We start from the raw sequence: 17,334 nt of genomic DNA on the forward strand, positions 1-17,334 counted from the left end.
TTTATCACTCCCCTATGGTAATGCCACCCGGTGCGTTGGCGAGATTGCTTTTAAGTCATAAGCCCGACCGTTCTCATTGAAATAATTTTCGTATGATTTCTCGTATTCAGAGCTTACTTGTTGACGGAGCTTACGCTGTCTCTCTCTGTTTTCAGGACGAATATCAGGAATTGCAGATATTAGGCGCTTCGTATAAATATGTTGCGGATTACTATAAATTTCTGCACTAGTTGCTTCTTCGACAATGCGTCCGCGATACATAACACCGATACGATCACACATATGACGAATTACACCTAAATCATGACTAATGAATAAGTATGTTAGTCCGAGCTCAGCTTGTAAATCTTGCAAGAAGTTTAATACTTGTGCTTGTACAGAGACGTCGAGCGCAGATACTGGCTCATCAGCAATAATAAGCTTCGGTTTTAATGTAAGAGCGCGTGCAATACCAATTCGCTGCCTTTGCCCACCGGAAAATTCATGTGGGTATTTATAAATTGACTCTGGATTTAGACCAACTTTATCAAGATATTCTTGAACTGCTCTACGTTCTTCATCAGGTGAGAGCTTCTCAAAATTTCGAAGAGGCTCAGCAATAATGTCGAGAACACGTTTCTTCGGATTTAATGATGAATACGGATCTTGGAAAATCATTTGAATATCTTTTCGTTGTTCACGTAGCTCCGAGCGACTTAATTTTGTTAAATCTCTATTATTAAAATGAATGCTACCCTCTGTTGCTTTCGTTAAATGCATAATTGCTTTACCCGTTGTTGATTTGCCGCTTCCGGATTCACCAACGATCCCATATGTTTCACCCGGTTGTAATTCAAAACTTACACCATCGACAGCACGCACGTAATCTAATGTACGTCCGAAGAAACCACCTTTAATTGGAAAGTGTACTTTTAAATCTTCTACTTTAAGCAGTGCCATGAGTTACGTCATCTCCTTTCTTATGTTGGAAGTTGAAGTGCTTATAGCAAGTACAACGTACCCAATGGTCTGGTTTTACTTCATGTAAAACAGGATTTTCCTCATGCTGATCTGGTCTAACCCACGGGATTCGGGCTTGGAATCGGCATCCAGTGCGAGGAAGCTTCGCTAACGAAGGAACCACGCCTTGAATTACATGCAATTTTTCTTTTTCAGCATATGCAGATGGAATTGAGTTTAATAGAGAACGAGTATATGGGTGAAGCGGGTTATTAAAAATCTCTTCTACTGTTCCTGTTTCTACAACTTGTCCTGCATACATAACGACAATACGATCAGCTGTTTCGGCAACAACGCTTAAATCATGTGTAATTAAAATGATGCCCATTTTCGTTTGTTCTTGAATAGATTTTAGTAAGTCTAAAATTTGTGCTTGGATGGTTACGTCAAGAGCCGTTGTTGGCTCATCCGCAATAATGAGTGCTGGGTTACAAGCAATCGCAATAGCGATAACAATTCTTTGTCTCATTCCGCCAGATAATTCGTGAGGGTATTGTTTATATGTAAGTTCTGGTTTTGGAATACCAACTTGATGGAGTAGTTCTAAGGTGCGTTCTTTCTTTTCTGCTTTCGAAAGGTTTGTGTGGTAGTCTAAGTTTTCTTCGATTTGTTTTCCAACTGTCATAAGAGGATCGAGTGCTGTAAGAGGTTCCTGGAAAATCATACCGATGTTTGATCCGCGTACTTTATTCATTTCTGCGGTCGACATAGTAAGTAAATCCTTATCCCTATAGTAAAGTTGCCCTTGTAATTTTGTATTTGCTTCATTATGCAGTCGCATAATGGAAAGGGCAAGTGCACTTTTTCCGCAACCTGATTCACCAACTATCGCGACAATTTCATTTTCATGGACAGTTAACGAAATGTTATCAACTGCTGCATGATATTGATCTTGTATACGAAAGGAAGTCTGTAAGTTTTCAATGCGAAGAAGTGGATTCTTCATGGCTATCCCTCCATCTTTTCTGAAAAAACTAAATATTTAGTATGTTGTTGCTATTTTAATATAAAATGACAATGTTTGACAAGAGTAAATATTCAAAAATCTTTTTATATAGAGATGAGACGCAGTAATATAAGGATAAAAACCTTTTTAAAACGCTAACAATTATGGATTGGATTGATAAATTATTTGTAATAAAAAAGTACTATATGTAGAAAAAAGAGAGGTGTTCTGGAAAGAACTGTCTCTCTTTTTTTTGTAAGTATAATATTAGTGTTTAAGCTTGTTTTTGTTTTGCAGATCCTGTATTTAAAGTAAGAGCAAGGAAGAACATTGCAAGCACACAAGAAGCAAGGAGCAAAATGAATCCGCCGTCCCATCCGAATCCATCTACAATAAAGCCCATGGCTGCGCTAGCAAAAGTAGCTCCACCTAGGTAACCGAAGAACCCAGTTAAACCAGCGGCAGTTCCAGCAGCTTTTTTTGGTGCTAAGTCTAGTGCGTGTAGACCGATTAACATAACAGGTCCGTAAATTAAAAATCCAATGGAAACAAGTGCGATACTATCAATGATTGGGTGACCAGCAGGATTTAGCCAGTAAACAAGAACGGCAATGAATACACCGACCATAAATAAAATACCAGCAGGTGCGCGGCGCCCTTTAAATAGTTTATCACTCATCCATCCGCAAAGAAGTGTACCTGGAATACCAGCCCATTCGTATAGAGCATAAGCTGTACGTGAGCTACTATGAGTAAAGCTTTTTTCTTCTACTAAATAAGTAGGAGCCCAGTCTACAACGCCGTAACGAACGAAATAAACAAAAACGTTAGCGATAGCGATGTACCATAAAAACTTATTGTTTAATATGTATGTAAATAAAATTTCCTTTACCGAAAGCTCGCGTTCACGGTCCGCTACTTTTTCATCTGATGGATATTCCCCAGTGTGTTCTTCAATAGAAGGTAATCCGCAAGATTGAGGTGTATCTCTCATCGTAATTAATACATAAATACCCACTAAAATTGAAAGAATACCTGGGAAGTAAAATATACTTTTCCAGTCATTTGCAAAGAAATATAAGCCTAATGTAACGAGAGAAGGCATAAGCGCGCCGCCGACATTATGAGCGACGTTCCAAATAGACATTTTTGTACCACGTTCACTAACGGAGAACCAGTGAACCATCGTACGGCCACAAGGAGGCCATCCCATACCTTGTACCCATCCATTTAAAAACTGAAGTACAAACATAAGTATAATGCTCGTTGTAATGAAAGAAAATGAGCCGAAAATAATATTAATGATACCGGATAAAAATAGCCCAGCTGCTAAAAAGTAGCGAGGATTACAACGATCGGATACGATACCCATAAGAAATTTACTTAATCCGTAAGCGATAGATACTGCTGAAAGGATAACCCCAAGTTCCCCTTTACTAAAGCCTTGTTCGATTAAGTATGGCATTGCGAGTGAAAAGTTTTTTCGAACAAAGTAGTAACCCGCATAACCGATGAAGATACCTAAGAATACTTGTAAACGCAATTTACGGTATTCGCTATCAGTGCGATCAGTAGGTAAGCGTTCTGCGTGGGGCGCAGGTTTAAATAATTGTGTGAAAAACATAAAATGAAAATCCTCCCCTAATTAATTCGAAGCGTTTTAAGACAGAGAGAACACAAAAAGGCTATGAAATATAAAAAAGTTCCCTTTTTTATGATTCATAGCCGTATACTCCGATTCTCCGTGACTGTCAATATTAACTTCGACGAAAATTATACAACTTTGTGACAGAAATGTAAACGTTTTTATAAAGAAAGTTGTTGACGTATTTTGTTTGTGGGATTAATATTTAAATACGTTAAATATTTTATTGCTTAAATAAGAGGTGGATAACATGCCAAATGATATGACTCATATTGATAAGATTCAAGCTCTTACATTCGCTATAGGAAAGAAAATGCAAACAGAGCTATTAGAACAAATGCAAGCATCAGGACTTACACCACCGCAGTTTTATATTTTAAAGATTTTAGATCATTACGGAGCTTCAAGAGCGACACAATTGGCGGAGAAAATGTACGTGAAACCGAGCGCGATTACAGTAATGATTGATCGTTTAATTGATCATGGGTTAGTAGAGCGCTATCACGACGATAATGATCGCCGCGTTGTTATCATTGAGCTAACGAAAAAGGGGAAAGCTACAGTAGAAGAAGCGATGGCGGCTCGTAATGAGCATATTGCAAAATACTTCTCACACTTAGAATTACAAGAGAGGGAAGATTTGTTACGCCTCTTTGAAAAGCTAGAAACAATTATTTGCGGGACACAAGAGACACAAGAGAAAAAAGAGAAAAACTAAGAGGAATTGAGGAGATTACATGGAGCAACAAGAAAATCAGAATAGAAAGTTGTTGTTAATCGGTTTAGTAATCGCGATGCTATTTGCTGCATTGGACGGAACAATCGTTGGCACAGCAATGCCGCGTATCGTCGGTGAACTAGGTGGATTAAGTTTAATGACATGGTTAACAACAGCTTATATGTTAACATCAACAACGGTTGTACCGATTGCAGGTAAATTAGCGGATTTACTTGGGCGTCGTAACGTATATATAGCAGGATTAATTATCTTTATGGCTGGTTCAGCGTTATGTGGTATGGCAAACGGTATGACAGAATTAATTATTTTCCGTGGTATTCAAGGTCTTGGTGGCGGTATTATGATGCCAATGGCTATGATTATTATCGGAGATATGTTCACGGGAAAAGAACGTGCTAAATGGCAAGGTATTTTTGGAGCTCTATATGGTCTTGCCTCTGTAATTGGACCACAAGTTGGTGGTTGGATTGTAGACGCAGTGGACTGGAGATGGGTATTCTATATTAACTTACCAGTTGGTATTTTAGCGACAATCTTTATTGCAATGGGATTAAAAGCACATAAACAAACAGGACCAATTAAAATTGATATCGCTGGAATCTTCACGATGATTCTCGGTGTTGTAAGTTTATTACTTGCGTTAACGTTTGGTGGAAAAGATTATGCATGGGGTTCTTGGCAAATTATCGGGTTATTTGCACTAGCTGCCATTGGTATTGTTAGCTTTGTTATTGTTGAAACGAAGGCTGAAGAACCAATTTTACCGATGCACTTCTTTAAAAACCGCACATTTACACTACTGAATGCGATCGGTTTCTTTATGAGTATCGGAATGTTTGGAGCAATTATGTTCGTACCGTTCTTTATGCAAGGAATTGTAGGCGTAAGTGCTGCTGAATCAGGAACGATTATGACACCGATGATGATCACAATGATCGTTATGAGTATTATCGGTGGTCAACTTGTATTAAAAGTTGGTGTGAAACCACAAATTATTACAGGGATGCTTATTATGGCTAGTGGTTTCTGGTTATTAACAACGATGGATATGCACACAACTAAGCTTACCGCTACTTCTTATATGATGATTATCGGTTTAGGAATGGGTCTTGTTATGCCGATATTAACATTAGCATTACAAGAAAGCTTCCCGAAAAAAGATCTTGGTGTTGTAACATCATCAAGTCAATTCTTCCGTCAAATCGGTGGAACGTTTGGGATTACAATTTTAGGATCAATTATGAATAACACTTCAGGTACAACGTTAACAAATAAATTAGTACCTGTATTAGATACATTCCCAAAAGAAGCGGGACAAATGGTAACAAAATTGAAAGATATGATTCATACAGATCCACAGAGTTTATATTCTATGCTCTTTAGTCCAGAGGCATTAAAACAAATGCCAGAAGCATTTTCTAACAGTATCGTACCGGTTTTGAAAAGTTCTTTGGTGGATTCGCTTCATACTGTATTTTTAACAGGATTAGTATTTATCGTAGTAGGTGCAATCTTTACGATTTTCTTACAGAAGATTAAACTATCTGATCGTAAAAAAGCTGCAGAAGAGCCTGCTGTAGAAGAGAAAGAACAAACTGTATCATATTCATAATGAAAAAGCATCGCCTTATGGCGATGCTTTTTTGAGTATAACCTTAAAAGCTTTTTAGTGAGAAAGGATTGACGTATTTTCATAAATGCGTTATATTATTTTCTGTAAACGGTTACATGAAATGAGGAGAAAAGAGAATGAGTACGATTAAAGACGTTGCAAAATTAGCAGGGGTATCTGTTGCGACCGTTTCCAGAGTGTTAAATAAAAATGGATATGTTCATGAGGATACATTAAAAAAAGTAGAGCGAGCAATTGAAATGCTAGATTATAAACCTAGTACAGTAGCACGTTCTTTATATAATAAAAAATCTCGTTTAATTGGCTTAGTTGTTCCAAATATCGTGAATCCATTCTTTCCAGAAGTTGCACGTGCCGTAGAAGATGTAGCACATAAGCAAGGTTACACAGTTGTCCTTTGTAACTCTGATGAAAATTTAGAAAAAGAGAAACAATACATTGATGTGCTTAGACAAAATAATGTGGATGGGTTTATTGTGGCAACGAATCCACAAAATAGTGTTAATTACATGAATTTGTCTATTCCAGTTGTTGCGATTGACCGTATGTTTAATGAGCGCATTCCTACTGTATATGCAGATAACTATGCAGGGAGTCAGGCGGCGACAAAGTTATTAATAGACAAAGGGTGTAAACATATTGCACATATTCGTGGACCTCGTGATGTGAGTACAGCCAATGAACGTTTTGAAGGTTTTGTAGACGTTATTAGGCAAAATAATCTTTCTTATATGATTGCAGAGAGTACATTCGATCCAGCTAATAGTGAACAGGTCGCGGTGGAATTATTAGAAGAATATCCGCATATTGATGGAATTGTTGCTGGGAATGATTTAATTGCAATCGGCGTTGTAAAGGCTGCACTTCAAAAGGGAATTTCTATTCCAGACGATTTACAAATTATCGGATTCGATGGAATTTCTTTAACAGAAATGATGTATCCATCTATTACAACTGTTGCACAGCCAATTTATGAAATGGGGAAAATTGCAACAGAGTTGTTGTTAGAGCAGATGGAAGGAAATCCATTAGAAGAGAAACACTATCGTTTACCGATTGAAATTATAGAACGAAATACAACGAAGTAAGGAGATGAGACAGATGCCAAATATTGCAGTAGTAGGTAGTATTTCAATGGACTTAGTGGCTGTTTCAAAAATACGGCCGAAAGCAGGAGAAACAGTAATTGGTGAAGCGTTTCATACGATCCCAGGAGGGAAAGGGGCCAACCAAGCAGTAGCTGCAGCTAGATTAGGAGCAAATGTAGCGATGGTTGGTGCAGTAGGAAATGATGATTACGGAACAGTAGTTAGAAAAAATTTAGAGAACGAACGCGTTTTTATCGACTATGTGGTACCGGTTACAGATAGAACGACAGGAATCGCTCATATCGTTTTAGCAGAAGAGGATAACAGCATTGTTGTCGTACAAGGAGCAAATGCTCTTGTAAATGAGTCGATTGTAGATCGTTCAAAAGACCTTCTTGTAAAAGCAGATATGGTTGTTCTTCAACTAGAGATTCCGCTTGAAACAGTAAAATACGTTCTGGCTATTTGTGAGGAGCACAAAATTCCAGTTATGTTGAATCCGGCTCCAGCACAATTTTTATCAGAAGATATTTTAGAAAAAGCGACTTATATTACGCCGAATGAACATGAATGTCGCATTGTATTAGATGATTTTACATCACCAATTGAAGAGTTACTGTCTAAGTATCCAAACAAACTACTGATGACAGAAGGCTCTAATGGTGTTCGTTTCCATAACGGAACGGAAGTTGTTCAAGTTCCAAGTATTGCCGTAGATGTAGTAGATACGACTGGAGCAGGTGATACATTTAATGGCGCGTTAGCAGTTGCGCTTTCTGAAGGAGAAACACTTCAAAAGGCTATTCGTTTCGCGAATATTGCTGGTGGTCTTTCTGTAACAAGACTTGGGGCACAGGGCGGTATGCCAACGAGAGATAGAGTACGTGAAGTGCAGGTGATTGTTGGATGAAAAAGCACGGTGTATTAAATAGTGAAATTGCGGCAGTCCTTGCTTCACTTGGACATACAGATACGATTGTAATTGCTGATTGCGGGTTACCTATTCCTGATGGAGTAAAACGAATTGATTTAGCAGTTGAAATTGGAAAGCCTAGCTTTTTAGACGTATTACAAGTAGTTGCTGATGATATGGCAATTGAGAAAGTGACGTTAGCAGAAGAAGTCATTATGAATAATGCGGTGGTAAATAAAGAAGTTGAGATGTGTTTAATAGAGTCAGCATTTGAATATGTGTCTCATAAGGAATTTAAAGAGCATACAAAGAGAGCGAAGGCGATTATTCGTACAGGAGAAGCAACGCCTTATGCGAATGTTATTTTACATGCAGGCGTGATTTTTTAATAAAGGGATGTGATGAGAATGCATATTGAAATGAAGAACATTTCAAAAGCGTTCAGTGGTAATCCTGTTCTAAAAAACGCACAGTTTATGATTGAAACAGGAGAAGTCCATGCATTGATGGGGGAAAACGGAGCGGGGAAATCGACGCTCATGAAGATTCTAACAGGTGTATATAAAAAAGACAGTGGAGCAGTCACAATTGATGGACAAGAACGAACTTTTAAAAATGCGAAAGAAGCGGAAGAGTACGGTATTGCATTTATCCATCAAGAGTTGAACATATTACCGAATTTAACGGTAGCTGAAAATATGTTTCTTGGAAAAGAGTTAATGTATGGAAAAACGGGCATTTTACGTACGCGTCAAATGAATGCGATTGCCCAGCAGCAATTGGCAGATCTTGGTCTACATGTGAGAGGCGCTATGCTAGCAGGTGAATTATCAGTTGGACAACAGCAAATTATTGAAATTGCTAAAGCATTAATGACAAATGCGAGCGTTATTATTATGGATGAACCTACAGCGGCATTAACAGATCGCGAAATTGAAACTCTGTTTATTGTTATTAATAAATTACGTAAAAAGGGCGTTTCATTCGTTTATATTTCACACCGGATGGAAGAAATTTTTTCAATATGTGATGCTATTACGATTTTGCGTGATGGAGAATATGTAGGGAAAAGATTAATTCCGGAGACATCATTTGATGAAGTAGTTAGCATGATGGTGGGCCGCAGTATTGGTGAACGTTATCCAGAACGAAATAGTCAAATTGGCGAAGTGATTTTTGAAATGCGTAACGGAACGAAAAAGGGGAAATTTGAAAATGTTTCGTTTCAAGTTAGAAAAGGTGAAATCCTTGGTGTTGCGGGCTTGATGGGAGCTGGTCGCACGGATATTATGAAAGCAATATTTGGATATGAACCACTTGATTCAGGACAAATTTTTATGAATGGACAAGAAGTGAAAATTGATAGTCCAATTGATGCGATTAGACAACGAATTGCCTTTATTACAGAGGATAGAAAATCTGAAGGGCTTGTGTTAGATTTTTCGATTCGTGAAAATTTAGCTTTACCAAATTTAGAAAGTCTTTCAAAGGGAAGCGTTGTTAATAAAGGTTTAGAACAGCAATTTACAGAGGATATGATGAAGCTTCTTAATGTGAAAGCAGCAAACGGAGAGCAAGCTATAAAATCTCTTTCTGGTGGAAATCAGCAAAAGATTGTAATTGCAAAATGGTTAGGTATTCATCCGCAGTTACTCATTTTAGATGAACCAACGAGAGGTGTAGATGTTGGGGCTAAAAAAGAAATTTACTCTATTATGAATAAGCTTACCGAGCAAGGAGATTCCGTTATTATGGTATCGTCTGAGCTTCCAGAAGTTTTAGGAATGAGTGATCGTGTTCTCGTCATTCATGAGGGGAAAATCGGTGGTATTTTAGAGAAGGATCAGGCATCGCAAGAGTCTATTATGGCACTAGCTACAGGGGGAGAGTAAGATATGGCTAAGAAGGGGAATGTATTACAACAGCTTGGTTCTTTAATTGGATTAGTATTAATTATCGTAGTAATTACAGCTTTAAATCCAGCATTTATTGAAATTCCAAATTTATTTAATATACTGCGCCAAGTATCGATTAATGCACTCATTGCATTTGGAATGACCTTCGTTATTTTAACAGGGGGTATTGACTTATCGGTAGGTTCTATTTTAGCATTATCAAGTGCACTTGTTGCCGGAATGATGGCAAGTGGCATGGATCCGTTCCTTGCAATGGTAGTTGGATTATTAGCAGGTCTTGCAATGGGAATTATAAACGGTATCATTATTGCGAAGGGAAAAGTAGCTCCGTTTATTGCAACTTTAGCAACAATGACTATTTTTCGCGGGTTGACGCTTGTTTATATGGACGGACGTCCGATCACTGGTCTTGGTGATCATTTAATGTTCCAAATGTTTGGCCGTGGTTATTTCCTTGGTATTCCTGTGCCAGCCGTTACAATGATGATCGCTTTTGCAGTACTGTACTTTATTTTAAAGAAAACAACGTTTGGTCGCCGTACGTTTGCGATTGGTGGAAATGAAGAAGCGGCAGCTTTATCTGGTATTAATGTTACGAGAATTAAAGTAATGATTTACGGTCTTTCCGGAATTTTGGCAGCGCTTGCAGGTATTGTCTTAACATCAAGATTAGATTCTGCACAGCCGACTGCTGGTACTTCTTACGAATTAGATGCAATTGCTGCAGTTGTGTTAGGAGGAACGAGTCTTTCAGGTGGAAGAGGATGGATTGTTGGTACATTCATCGGTGTGCTTATTATTGGTGTACTAAATAACGGTTTAAATTTATTAGGTGTATCTTCTTTCTTCCAACAAGTTGTAAAAGGACTTGTAATCTTACTAGCTGTACTAATTGATCGTCGAAAAGAAGCGTAATGGAGGGGCAATTCATGAAAAAATGGTTACTGATACTCGTTGCATGCATCATGGTAGTTACTGCTGGTTGTTCAATGGAACCACCAGATTGGGCAAAGGATTCTAGCGATAAAGGTCGAAATAAAACTATTAAAGTTGGATTTTCTGTTTCCACTTTAAATAATCCATTTTTCGTCACGTTGAAAAAAGGTGCAGAAAAGAAAGCAAAAGATAGTGGCATTGAACTAATTGCTGTTGATGCACAAAATGATGCAGCGAAGCAAACAAACGATGTTGAAGATTTAATTCAAAAAGGTGTCGATGTAGTTGTTATTAATCCAACTGACTCAGATGCCGTTGCTTCAGCGGTAAGTGCAGCTAATGCAGCCAATGTTCCTGTTATTACAGTAGACCGAGTTGCGAATTCAGGTAAAGTTGTTTCTCACATTGCTTCTAACAATGTCGAAGGTGGTCAAATGGCTAGTGATTACATTCGGGAATTAGTTGGTGAAGGAACAAATGTTGCTGTGTTAGAAGGAATCCCTGGATCGTCTGCTGCTCGTGAGCGTGGGAAAGGATTCCATAACGTAGCTGATAAGTCTTTAAAAGTAGTAGCAAAACAAGCAGCTGATTTCGATCGTGCAAAAGGGTTATCCGTTATGGAAAATATTTTGCAAGCAAATAGCGATATAAAAGCAGTGTTTGCTCATAACGATGAAATGGCATTAGGCGCACTTGAGGCGTTGAAATCTGCTGGCAAAACGGACGTAGTCGTTGTTGGATTTGATGCAACGGACGATGCTGTAAAAGCGGTTAAAGATGGGCGCATGGCAGCAACAGTCGCTCAAAAACCGGAATTAATCGGAGAGAAGGCGATGGAAACAGCGAAAGAAATAACACAAGGTAAAAAAGTGGACAAATTTGTTCCGATTGAATTAGAGCTTATTAAGAAAAAATAAATAAATATAAAATGAAAATTAGGAAGGAAGAATAACAAATGAAATTTTTTATTGATACAGCAAACATTAACGAAATTAAAGAGGCAAATGCATTAGGTGTAGTAGCTGGAGTAACGACAAATCCATCACTTGTAGCAAAAGAAGGCGTAGATTTCCATGAGCGTATTCGTGAAATTTGCAGCTTTATTGAAGGACCTGTAAGCGCAGAAGTAATTAGCTTAGAAGCTGATAAAATGATTGAAGAAGGAAAAGAGTTAGCAAAAATCGCTCCAAACGTTGTTGTAAAAGTTCCAATGACAACAGAAGGCTTAAAAGCAGTAAAAGCATTCTCAGATTTAGGAATTCGTACAAACGTTACATTAGTATTCTCAGCAGTGCAAGCATTACTTGCAGCTCGCGCTGGTGCGACATACGTTTCACCGTTCTTAGGTCGCTTAGATGATATCGGTCATAACGGTATGGACTTAATTCGCCAAATCGCAGAAATCTTTGCAATTCACGGCATTGAAACAGAAATCATTGCAGCATCTGTACGTCACAGTGTTCACGTAACAGAAGCAGCATTAAACGGTTCACATATTGCAACAATCCCAGCAAACGTAATCGCTTCATTAGTGAAGCACCCATTAACAGATCAAGGAATTGAGAAATTCTTAGCTGATTGGGAAAAAACACAAGAGAAATAATACGAAATAGAGAACCCGAGTTTAATTAACTTGGGTTCTTTTTTTTGTTTGAAAGAATTTTCATGCAATTGTGCATATTGTCTTTTAAATTTTTAATATAAGCTATTTAATATATAACAAATCACTCTTTATTTTTCACATTTCGACATAAAAAGATAGAGGGTCTGACCAGAAAACTGGAGGGCATGATTCTATAACAGAAAGCTTATTGCTTATAGAATCATGTCTTTTATTATACAAGGGAGGATAGATTACGTGTTTTTATCTGAAGTTTAAGATTGATACAAGGGGATGATTAAAATGAGAAAAAAAGCGCCATTTAAAGTGTTGTCATCATTAACGATCGCGACATTCATCGGATGCTCAGCTGTAATGAGTGCTCCGTTAGCATACGCAGAAACGCCAGCAAAAGAAAGTGTGTCTACAACGCCAATTGATCATAACTTAATTCAAGAAGATCGTTTAGCGGAAGCGCTGAAAGAAAGAGGAACAATTAATCCAGCATCATCAAAAGAAGAGACAAAAAAGGCTGTAGAGCAATATATTGAAAAGAAACAAGGGGATCAGGCAAATAAAGAAATTCTTCCAGATGATGCTGCTCAAGAAGCATCTGATTTCGTGAAAAAGGTAAAAGAGAAAAAGATGGAAGAAAAGGAAAAAGTAAAGAAAGCTGAAAAAAATGTTAGCCCTGAGCAAAAGCCAGAGCCAAATAAAAAGCAATTAGATGGGAAAGTTCCAACTTCTAAGGCGAAACAAGCTCCATATAGTGGATCTGTTCGCAATGATAAAGTGTTAGTGTTACTCGTTGAATTTAGTGATTATAAACATAATAATATTGAACAAATACCAGGTTATATGTATTCGAAAGATTTTAGTAGAGACCATTATCAAAAAATGTTATTTGGTAATGAACCTTACACATTATTTGATGGTTCGAAAGTAAAAACATTTAAACAATATTATGAAGAGCAGTCTGGCGGTAGTTATACGACAGACGGATATGTAACGGAGTGGCTAACTGTCCCAGGCAAAGCATCTGATTACGGAGCTGATGGTAGCAGTGGACATGATAATAAAGGACCAAAAGGTGCACGTGATTTAGTGAAGGAAGCTTTACAAGCAGCTGCTGAGAAAGGGTTAGATTTATCTCAATTTGATCAATTCGATAGATATGATACAAATGGTGATGGGAATCAAAATGAATCTGACGGTGTAATTGATCATTTAATGGTAATCCATGCTGGTGTTGGTCAAGAAGCTGGTGGCGGTAAATTAGGTGATGATGCGATTTGGTCACATCGTTCAAAATTAGCAAGAGATCCAGTAGCGATTGAAGGTACAAAATCAAAGGTAGATTATTGGGATGGAAAAGTAGCAGCGCATGATTACACAATTGAACCAGAAGACGGTGCAGTAGGTGTGTTTGCACATGAATTTGGACATGACCTTGGTTTACCGGATGAATATGATACGAAGTATACTGGAACTGGATCACCAGTCGAAGCTTGGTCATTGATGAGTGGAGGTAGCTGGACAGGGAAGATCGCAGGAACAGAGCCAACTAGTTTTTCTCCACAAAATAAAGACTTTTTACAAAAGAATATGGGCGGCAACTGGGCGAAAATTTTAGAAGTAGATTACGATAAAATTAAGCGTGGTGTAGGAGTTCCTACATATATTGATCAAAGTGTTACAAAATCAAATCGTCCAGGTATAGTACGTGTCAATTTACCAGATAAGAGTATCGAAACAATTAAGCCTGGGTTTGGAAAACAGGCATACTATAGTACAAGAGGCGATGATATTCATACGAAATTAGAAACACCGTTCTTTGATTTAACGAAGGGAACAAATGCAAAGTTTGATTATAAGGCGAATTATGAATTAGAAGCTGAGTGTGATTTCATCGAAGTACATGTTGTAACTGAAGATGGAACAAAAACATTGATTGATAGATTAGGAGAAAAGATAGTACAAGATGATAAAGATACAACAGATGGGAAATGGATTGATAAATCATACGATTTAAGTCAGTTCAAAGGGAAGAAAGTTAAACTACAATTCGACTATATTACAGATCCAGCTTTAACATATAAAGGTTTTGCAATGGATAATGTAAATGTAACAGTTGATGGACAAGTAGTATTTTCAGATGATGCAGAAGGACAATCTAAAATGAAGTTAAATGGATTCGTTGTTTCTGATGGGACAGAAAAGAAGCCCCATTATTATTATCTAGAGTGGAGAAACTATGCTGGGTCAGATAATGGATTAAAAGCGGGAAGAGGTCCGGTGTATAATACAGGTCTTGTCGTTTGGTATGCAGATGATAGCTTCAAAGATAACTGGGTTGGGGTGCATCCAGGTGAAGGATTCCTTGGTGTTGTTGACTCCCATCCAGAAGCGTTAGTTGGCAATCTAAACGGGAAACCAGCGTACGGTAATACTGGAATGCAAATTGCAGATGCTGCATTTTCATTTGATCAAACGCCAACATGGAGTGCAAATTCATTAACACGTGGACAATTTAATTATACTGCATTACAAGGTGTTACAACATTTGATGATTCAAAAGTATACAGCAACAAACAAATTGCTGACGCAGGACGCAAAGTTCCAAACCTTGGTCTTAAATTCCAAGTTGTTGGACAAGCAGATGATAAGTCTGCAGGTGCTGTTTGGATTAGACGTTAATAAAATAAAAGCACATTCTTCATATGAAGAGTGTGCTTTTATATTTGTACAGTAAGTTATTATTTTAGCTTGTGTAATACAACTGTTTATCTATATGTAGTGTATCAAATTATGTGGGGAAAGGAAATATTTCCGAGGAAATTGTCGAAGTATCGTTGGTATTTATAAACTTTCTTTTTAAAAGAAGAGATGTAGCATTGCTTTTACAGTGCAATTTATTTACATTGTTATTTGGCTATACACAAAAGTAATATATTAGGCGAAAAAAGAGCTCTATTGGATAGAGCTCCTTTTTAATGACAGAAAGGAGTGAGTTATAAATGAAAGAAACAATTGCATGTCCACAATGTGAAGAGATTATTACTGCACAACATATTATCGATATCCCACATCCTTTTTCATTAAGGTGTCCGCATTGTAAGGTAAAGCTGAAAGAAATGAGGATAACACCATGTTTAATATTAGCGGCAATTTGTATTATCCCACTGTTTATTATTATTGGAGAGAGTATTAAAGAATTGCTAGGAAAACATTTTTCTATTGTAGATCATGTACCAACCGTACTTATTTTCTTCTTATTTTGTTATCCGTTGTATTATTTCTATGAAAAATATAATGCCATATTATTCATTAAATATGGTTTGTTGAAAGTTAAAAGTTGAATTGAATAGGAGATTATCATTATGTTGTGGAAAATTTATTTAGTAATTGTAGCGATATTAGCTATTACTTCGTTAGTAAGAGGGATGTTTCAAACACTGATTCAAAAGTTTGATTTTGTAGTGTCTATTATTACATGGATAGGACTATTTGGATTTGTTTTTGATGTACAAATATTGACGCCGATCGTTTGGCAATGCATCTTTGTGTTTAGCATCATTTGGACTTTAACTGCAGTTTTTGTTTTACGATTATATGAAGAGAAAGATGAGCCATTACCTTTTATATTTAAATTAATTGGCATTATCCCAACTTTTCCGTTATATTACGGATTATATCAATATGCATTTTAAAAAAAAGACAATGACGGAATTAACCCATCATTGTCTTTTTTACTTTGCTTCTTACATAAATCATTCCGGCAAATGTTAATAAGAATGCTGTTCCGATAACAAAGCTAGCGCTAGGAGATGCTCCGATGGCTCCGACTGTAAAGGAGCCAGCAACAACTCCTAACGAGAAGAATGCATAAAACAATCCGAATGCTTTCCCTCGGTTACCATCTGTTGTATTTTCAACAAGTAAAGCATTAATTGCTGGGAAGAGGATAGCGAATCCAATTCCATAAATCATCATAACGATAAAGAGCATGCCTTTTGTTGCAAATAATCCGAGTAAAGATAACGCTAGTGCCATTACTGCAATCCCGATTAGCATTAGTTTTGAACGATTAAATCGATCGTAAATGCGATTTGTTGGCAGTAAGAAGAAGAGGATAGCGGTAATTCCGAATACACTTAACATCATGCCTGTTGTAGATGCTTTAAGTGCTAACGCCTCAACTTTTACTGGTAACATATAAGTGACAATCCCTTGTGAAAACATGAGTGTGAAAGCACCAATATATGCTTGTAATAACGGTTCAGATCTCAATAGTTCAATCATATCTTCTTTGTTCATCATTTGTGTTCTTGATGTATCTTTCCTTGATACGTTATTTGGTAAGAAGAATAGAGATACGATTGTACCAAGGACCATTAAAATCGAAATGGTAATGAACACCCACTCTATACCAGCTGTTGCTTTCATAATGCCGCTGAAAGCAGGTCCTACGATTGCCGCTGTTCCAACAGCAGCACCAGATAGAGCCATTGCCTTACCTTGCCTTGCTGAATTTGTTTGTTTTGATAAAAACGTAAAGGCAGCAGGAATTAAAAATCCGTCACTAAAACCGTGCATAAAGCGCACAACTAATAGTTGTTCACCACTTTGAACAACGGTGTATAACAAGACTATGAAACTCGTAATTCCCATGCTTATATAAAGGATTTTTTTTGCACCAAATTTATCAACAGCGGCTCCAGCAATAATATTACCGATCATATTAGCGAATGAGTACATACCGACAACTAGCCCGATAACAAGAGGGGTTCCTCCAAGGCTTTGAGCGAAAGTACTCATAATAGGTAATTGTGAAAATGTATCTAAAAACGCTACGATAACAATAAAGTAAATAAAATATTTCAAGCGATATTCACCTCTCCTATGCTATTATGGCATAA

At 37.3% G+C, this 17,334-nt stretch carries 16 protein-coding genes; 12 read left to right on the forward strand and 4 right to left on the reverse strand.

What is annotated here, in order from left to right:
- Positions 1 to 12 precede the first annotated feature (12 nt).
- The 3 genes from JTF23_RS11120 to glpT form a co-directional block, all read right to left on the reverse strand.
- The gene (locus JTF23_RS11120) at positions 13 to 939 is read right to left on the reverse strand and encodes an ABC transporter ATP-binding protein (protein WP_001196372.1); all 927 of its coding nucleotides are present in this window, start codon (positions 937 to 939) and stop codon (positions 13 to 15) included.
- Positions 926 to 1,945 (reverse strand): ABC transporter ATP-binding protein, encoded by a 1,020-nt coding sequence (locus JTF23_RS11125; protein WP_088077497.1) that lies wholly within the window; start codon positions 1,943 to 1,945, stop codon positions 926 to 928. Before JTF23_RS11125 ends, JTF23_RS11120 begins: the two co-directional genes overlap by 14 nt.
- A gap of 274 nt (positions 1,946 to 2,219) precedes the next feature.
- On the reverse strand, positions 2,220 to 3,569 hold the full coding sequence (glpT, locus tag JTF23_RS11130; protein ID WP_204208758.1) for a glycerol-3-phosphate transporter: 1,350 nt from the start codon (positions 3,567 to 3,569) through the stop codon (positions 2,220 to 2,222).
- 271 nt (positions 3,570 to 3,840) lie between these two features.
- On the opposite strand from glpT, the gene JTF23_RS11135 reads away from it, so the two are divergent.
- The 12 genes from JTF23_RS11135 to JTF23_RS11190 all read left to right on the forward strand — a co-directional run bounded on the left by JTF23_RS11135 (position 3,841) and on the right by JTF23_RS11190 (position 16,125).
- Complete coding sequence (locus JTF23_RS11135) at positions 3,841 to 4,308, forward strand: MarR family winged helix-turn-helix transcriptional regulator (protein ID WP_078180771.1); 468 nt, start codon at positions 3,841 to 3,843, stop codon at positions 4,306 to 4,308.
- A 19-nt stretch (positions 4,309 to 4,327) separates the two neighbouring features.
- Positions 4,328 to 5,941, forward strand: a complete 1,614-nt coding sequence (locus JTF23_RS11140) for an MDR family MFS transporter (RefSeq protein ID WP_002114116.1) — start codon at positions 4,328 to 4,330, stop codon at positions 5,939 to 5,941.
- Positions 5,942 to 6,078: 137 nt separating this feature from the next.
- Positions 6,079 to 7,050, forward strand: coding sequence for a LacI family DNA-binding transcriptional regulator (gene rbsR, locus JTF23_RS11145; protein WP_204208759.1), 972 nt, complete (start codon positions 6,079 to 6,081; stop codon positions 7,048 to 7,050).
- Between the two features lie 13 nt (positions 7,051 to 7,063).
- Positions 7,064 to 7,960, forward strand: coding sequence for a ribokinase (gene rbsK / locus JTF23_RS11150; RefSeq protein WP_204208760.1), 897 nt, complete (start codon positions 7,064 to 7,066; stop codon positions 7,958 to 7,960).
- On the forward strand, positions 7,957 to 8,352 hold the full coding sequence (rbsD, locus tag JTF23_RS11155) for a D-ribose pyranase (protein ID WP_204208761.1): 396 nt from the start codon (positions 7,957 to 7,959) through the stop codon (positions 8,350 to 8,352). The genes rbsK and rbsD overlap by 4 nt, the downstream gene beginning before the upstream one ends.
- 18 nt (positions 8,353 to 8,370) lie before the next feature.
- Positions 8,371 to 9,855, forward strand: a complete 1,485-nt coding sequence (rbsA, locus tag JTF23_RS11160) for a sugar ABC transporter ATP-binding protein (RefSeq protein ID WP_204208762.1) — start codon at positions 8,371 to 8,373, stop codon at positions 9,853 to 9,855.
- 3 nt (positions 9,856 to 9,858) lie between these two features.
- Positions 9,859 to 10,794: an ABC transporter permease subunit gene (locus tag JTF23_RS11165; protein WP_002114125.1), complete on the forward strand. Its 936-nt coding sequence runs from the start codon at positions 9,859 to 9,861 to the stop codon at positions 10,792 to 10,794.
- A 14-nt stretch (positions 10,795 to 10,808) separates the two neighbouring features.
- Entirely contained in the window at positions 10,809 to 11,732 is a 924-nt protein-coding gene (gene rbsB / locus JTF23_RS11170) for a ribose ABC transporter substrate-binding protein RbsB (protein ID WP_204208763.1), read from the forward strand.
- 38 nt (positions 11,733 to 11,770) lie between these two features.
- Entirely contained in the window at positions 11,771 to 12,418 is a 648-nt protein-coding gene (gene fsa, locus JTF23_RS11175; protein ID WP_000667669.1) for a fructose-6-phosphate aldolase, read from the forward strand.
- 300 nt (positions 12,419 to 12,718) lie between these two features.
- Positions 12,719 to 15,112: an immune inhibitor A gene (inhA2, locus tag JTF23_RS11180; protein WP_204208764.1), complete on the forward strand. Its 2,394-nt coding sequence runs from the start codon at positions 12,719 to 12,721 to the stop codon at positions 15,110 to 15,112.
- Between the two features lie 320 nt (positions 15,113 to 15,432).
- Entirely contained in the window at positions 15,433 to 15,774 is a 342-nt protein-coding gene (locus JTF23_RS11185) for a hypothetical protein (RefSeq protein WP_002201770.1), read from the forward strand.
- A gap of 21 nt (positions 15,775 to 15,795) precedes the next feature.
- A complete protein-coding gene (locus tag JTF23_RS11190; RefSeq protein WP_204208765.1) occupies positions 15,796 to 16,125 on the forward strand; it encodes a hypothetical protein in 330 nt (109 codons plus the stop codon).
- A gap of 19 nt (positions 16,126 to 16,144) precedes the next feature.
- Here the strand turns inward: JTF23_RS11190 and JTF23_RS11195 are convergent, their stop codons facing one another.
- On the reverse strand, positions 16,145 to 17,299 hold the full coding sequence (locus tag JTF23_RS11195) for an MFS transporter (RefSeq protein WP_002114139.1): 1,155 nt from the start codon (positions 17,297 to 17,299) through the stop codon (positions 16,145 to 16,147).
- Positions 17,300 to 17,334 lie beyond the last annotated feature (35 nt).

The sequence above is a fragment of the Bacillus sp. RIT 809 genome, from assembly GCF_016892495.1.
Lineage (GTDB): Bacteria > Bacillota > Bacilli > Bacillales > Bacillaceae_G > Bacillus_A > Bacillus_A cereus_U.

Coding starts and splice junctions, on each gene's coding strand:
- rbsB (WP_204208763.1), top strand. CDS start 10,809: ATGAAAAAATGGTTACTGATACTCGTTGCATGCATCATGGTAGTTACT.
- glpT (WP_204208758.1), bottom strand. CDS start 3,569: ATGTTTTTCACACAATTATTTAAACCTGCGCCCCACGCAGAACGCTTA.
- JTF23_RS11165 (WP_002114125.1), top strand. CDS start 9,859: ATGGCTAAGAAGGGGAATGTATTACAACAGCTTGGTTCTTTAATTGGA.
- fsa (WP_000667669.1), top strand. CDS start 11,771: ATGAAATTTTTTATTGATACAGCAAACATTAACGAAATTAAAGAGGCA.
- JTF23_RS11185 (WP_002201770.1), top strand. CDS start 15,433: ATGAAAGAAACAATTGCATGTCCACAATGTGAAGAGATTATTACTGCA.
- JTF23_RS11140 (WP_002114116.1), top strand. CDS start 4,328: ATGGAGCAACAAGAAAATCAGAATAGAAAGTTGTTGTTAATCGGTTTA.
- JTF23_RS11190 (WP_204208765.1), top strand. CDS start 15,796: ATGTTGTGGAAAATTTATTTAGTAATTGTAGCGATATTAGCTATTACT.
- rbsD (WP_204208761.1), top strand. CDS start 7,957: ATGAAAAAGCACGGTGTATTAAATAGTGAAATTGCGGCAGTCCTTGCT.
- JTF23_RS11125 (WP_088077497.1), bottom strand. CDS start 1,945: ATGAAGAATCCACTTCTTCGCATTGAAAACTTACAGACTTCCTTTCGT.
- JTF23_RS11135 (WP_078180771.1), top strand. CDS start 3,841: ATGCCAAATGATATGACTCATATTGATAAGATTCAAGCTCTTACATTC.
- rbsA (WP_204208762.1), top strand. CDS start 8,371: ATGCATATTGAAATGAAGAACATTTCAAAAGCGTTCAGTGGTAATCCT.
- rbsK (WP_204208760.1), top strand. CDS start 7,064: ATGCCAAATATTGCAGTAGTAGGTAGTATTTCAATGGACTTAGTGGCT.
- inhA2 (WP_204208764.1), top strand. CDS start 12,719: ATGAGAAAAAAAGCGCCATTTAAAGTGTTGTCATCATTAACGATCGCG.
- JTF23_RS11120 (WP_001196372.1), bottom strand. CDS start 939: ATGGCACTGCTTAAAGTAGAAGATTTAAAAGTACACTTTCCAATTAAA.
- rbsR (WP_204208759.1), top strand. CDS start 6,079: ATGAGTACGATTAAAGACGTTGCAAAATTAGCAGGGGTATCTGTTGCG.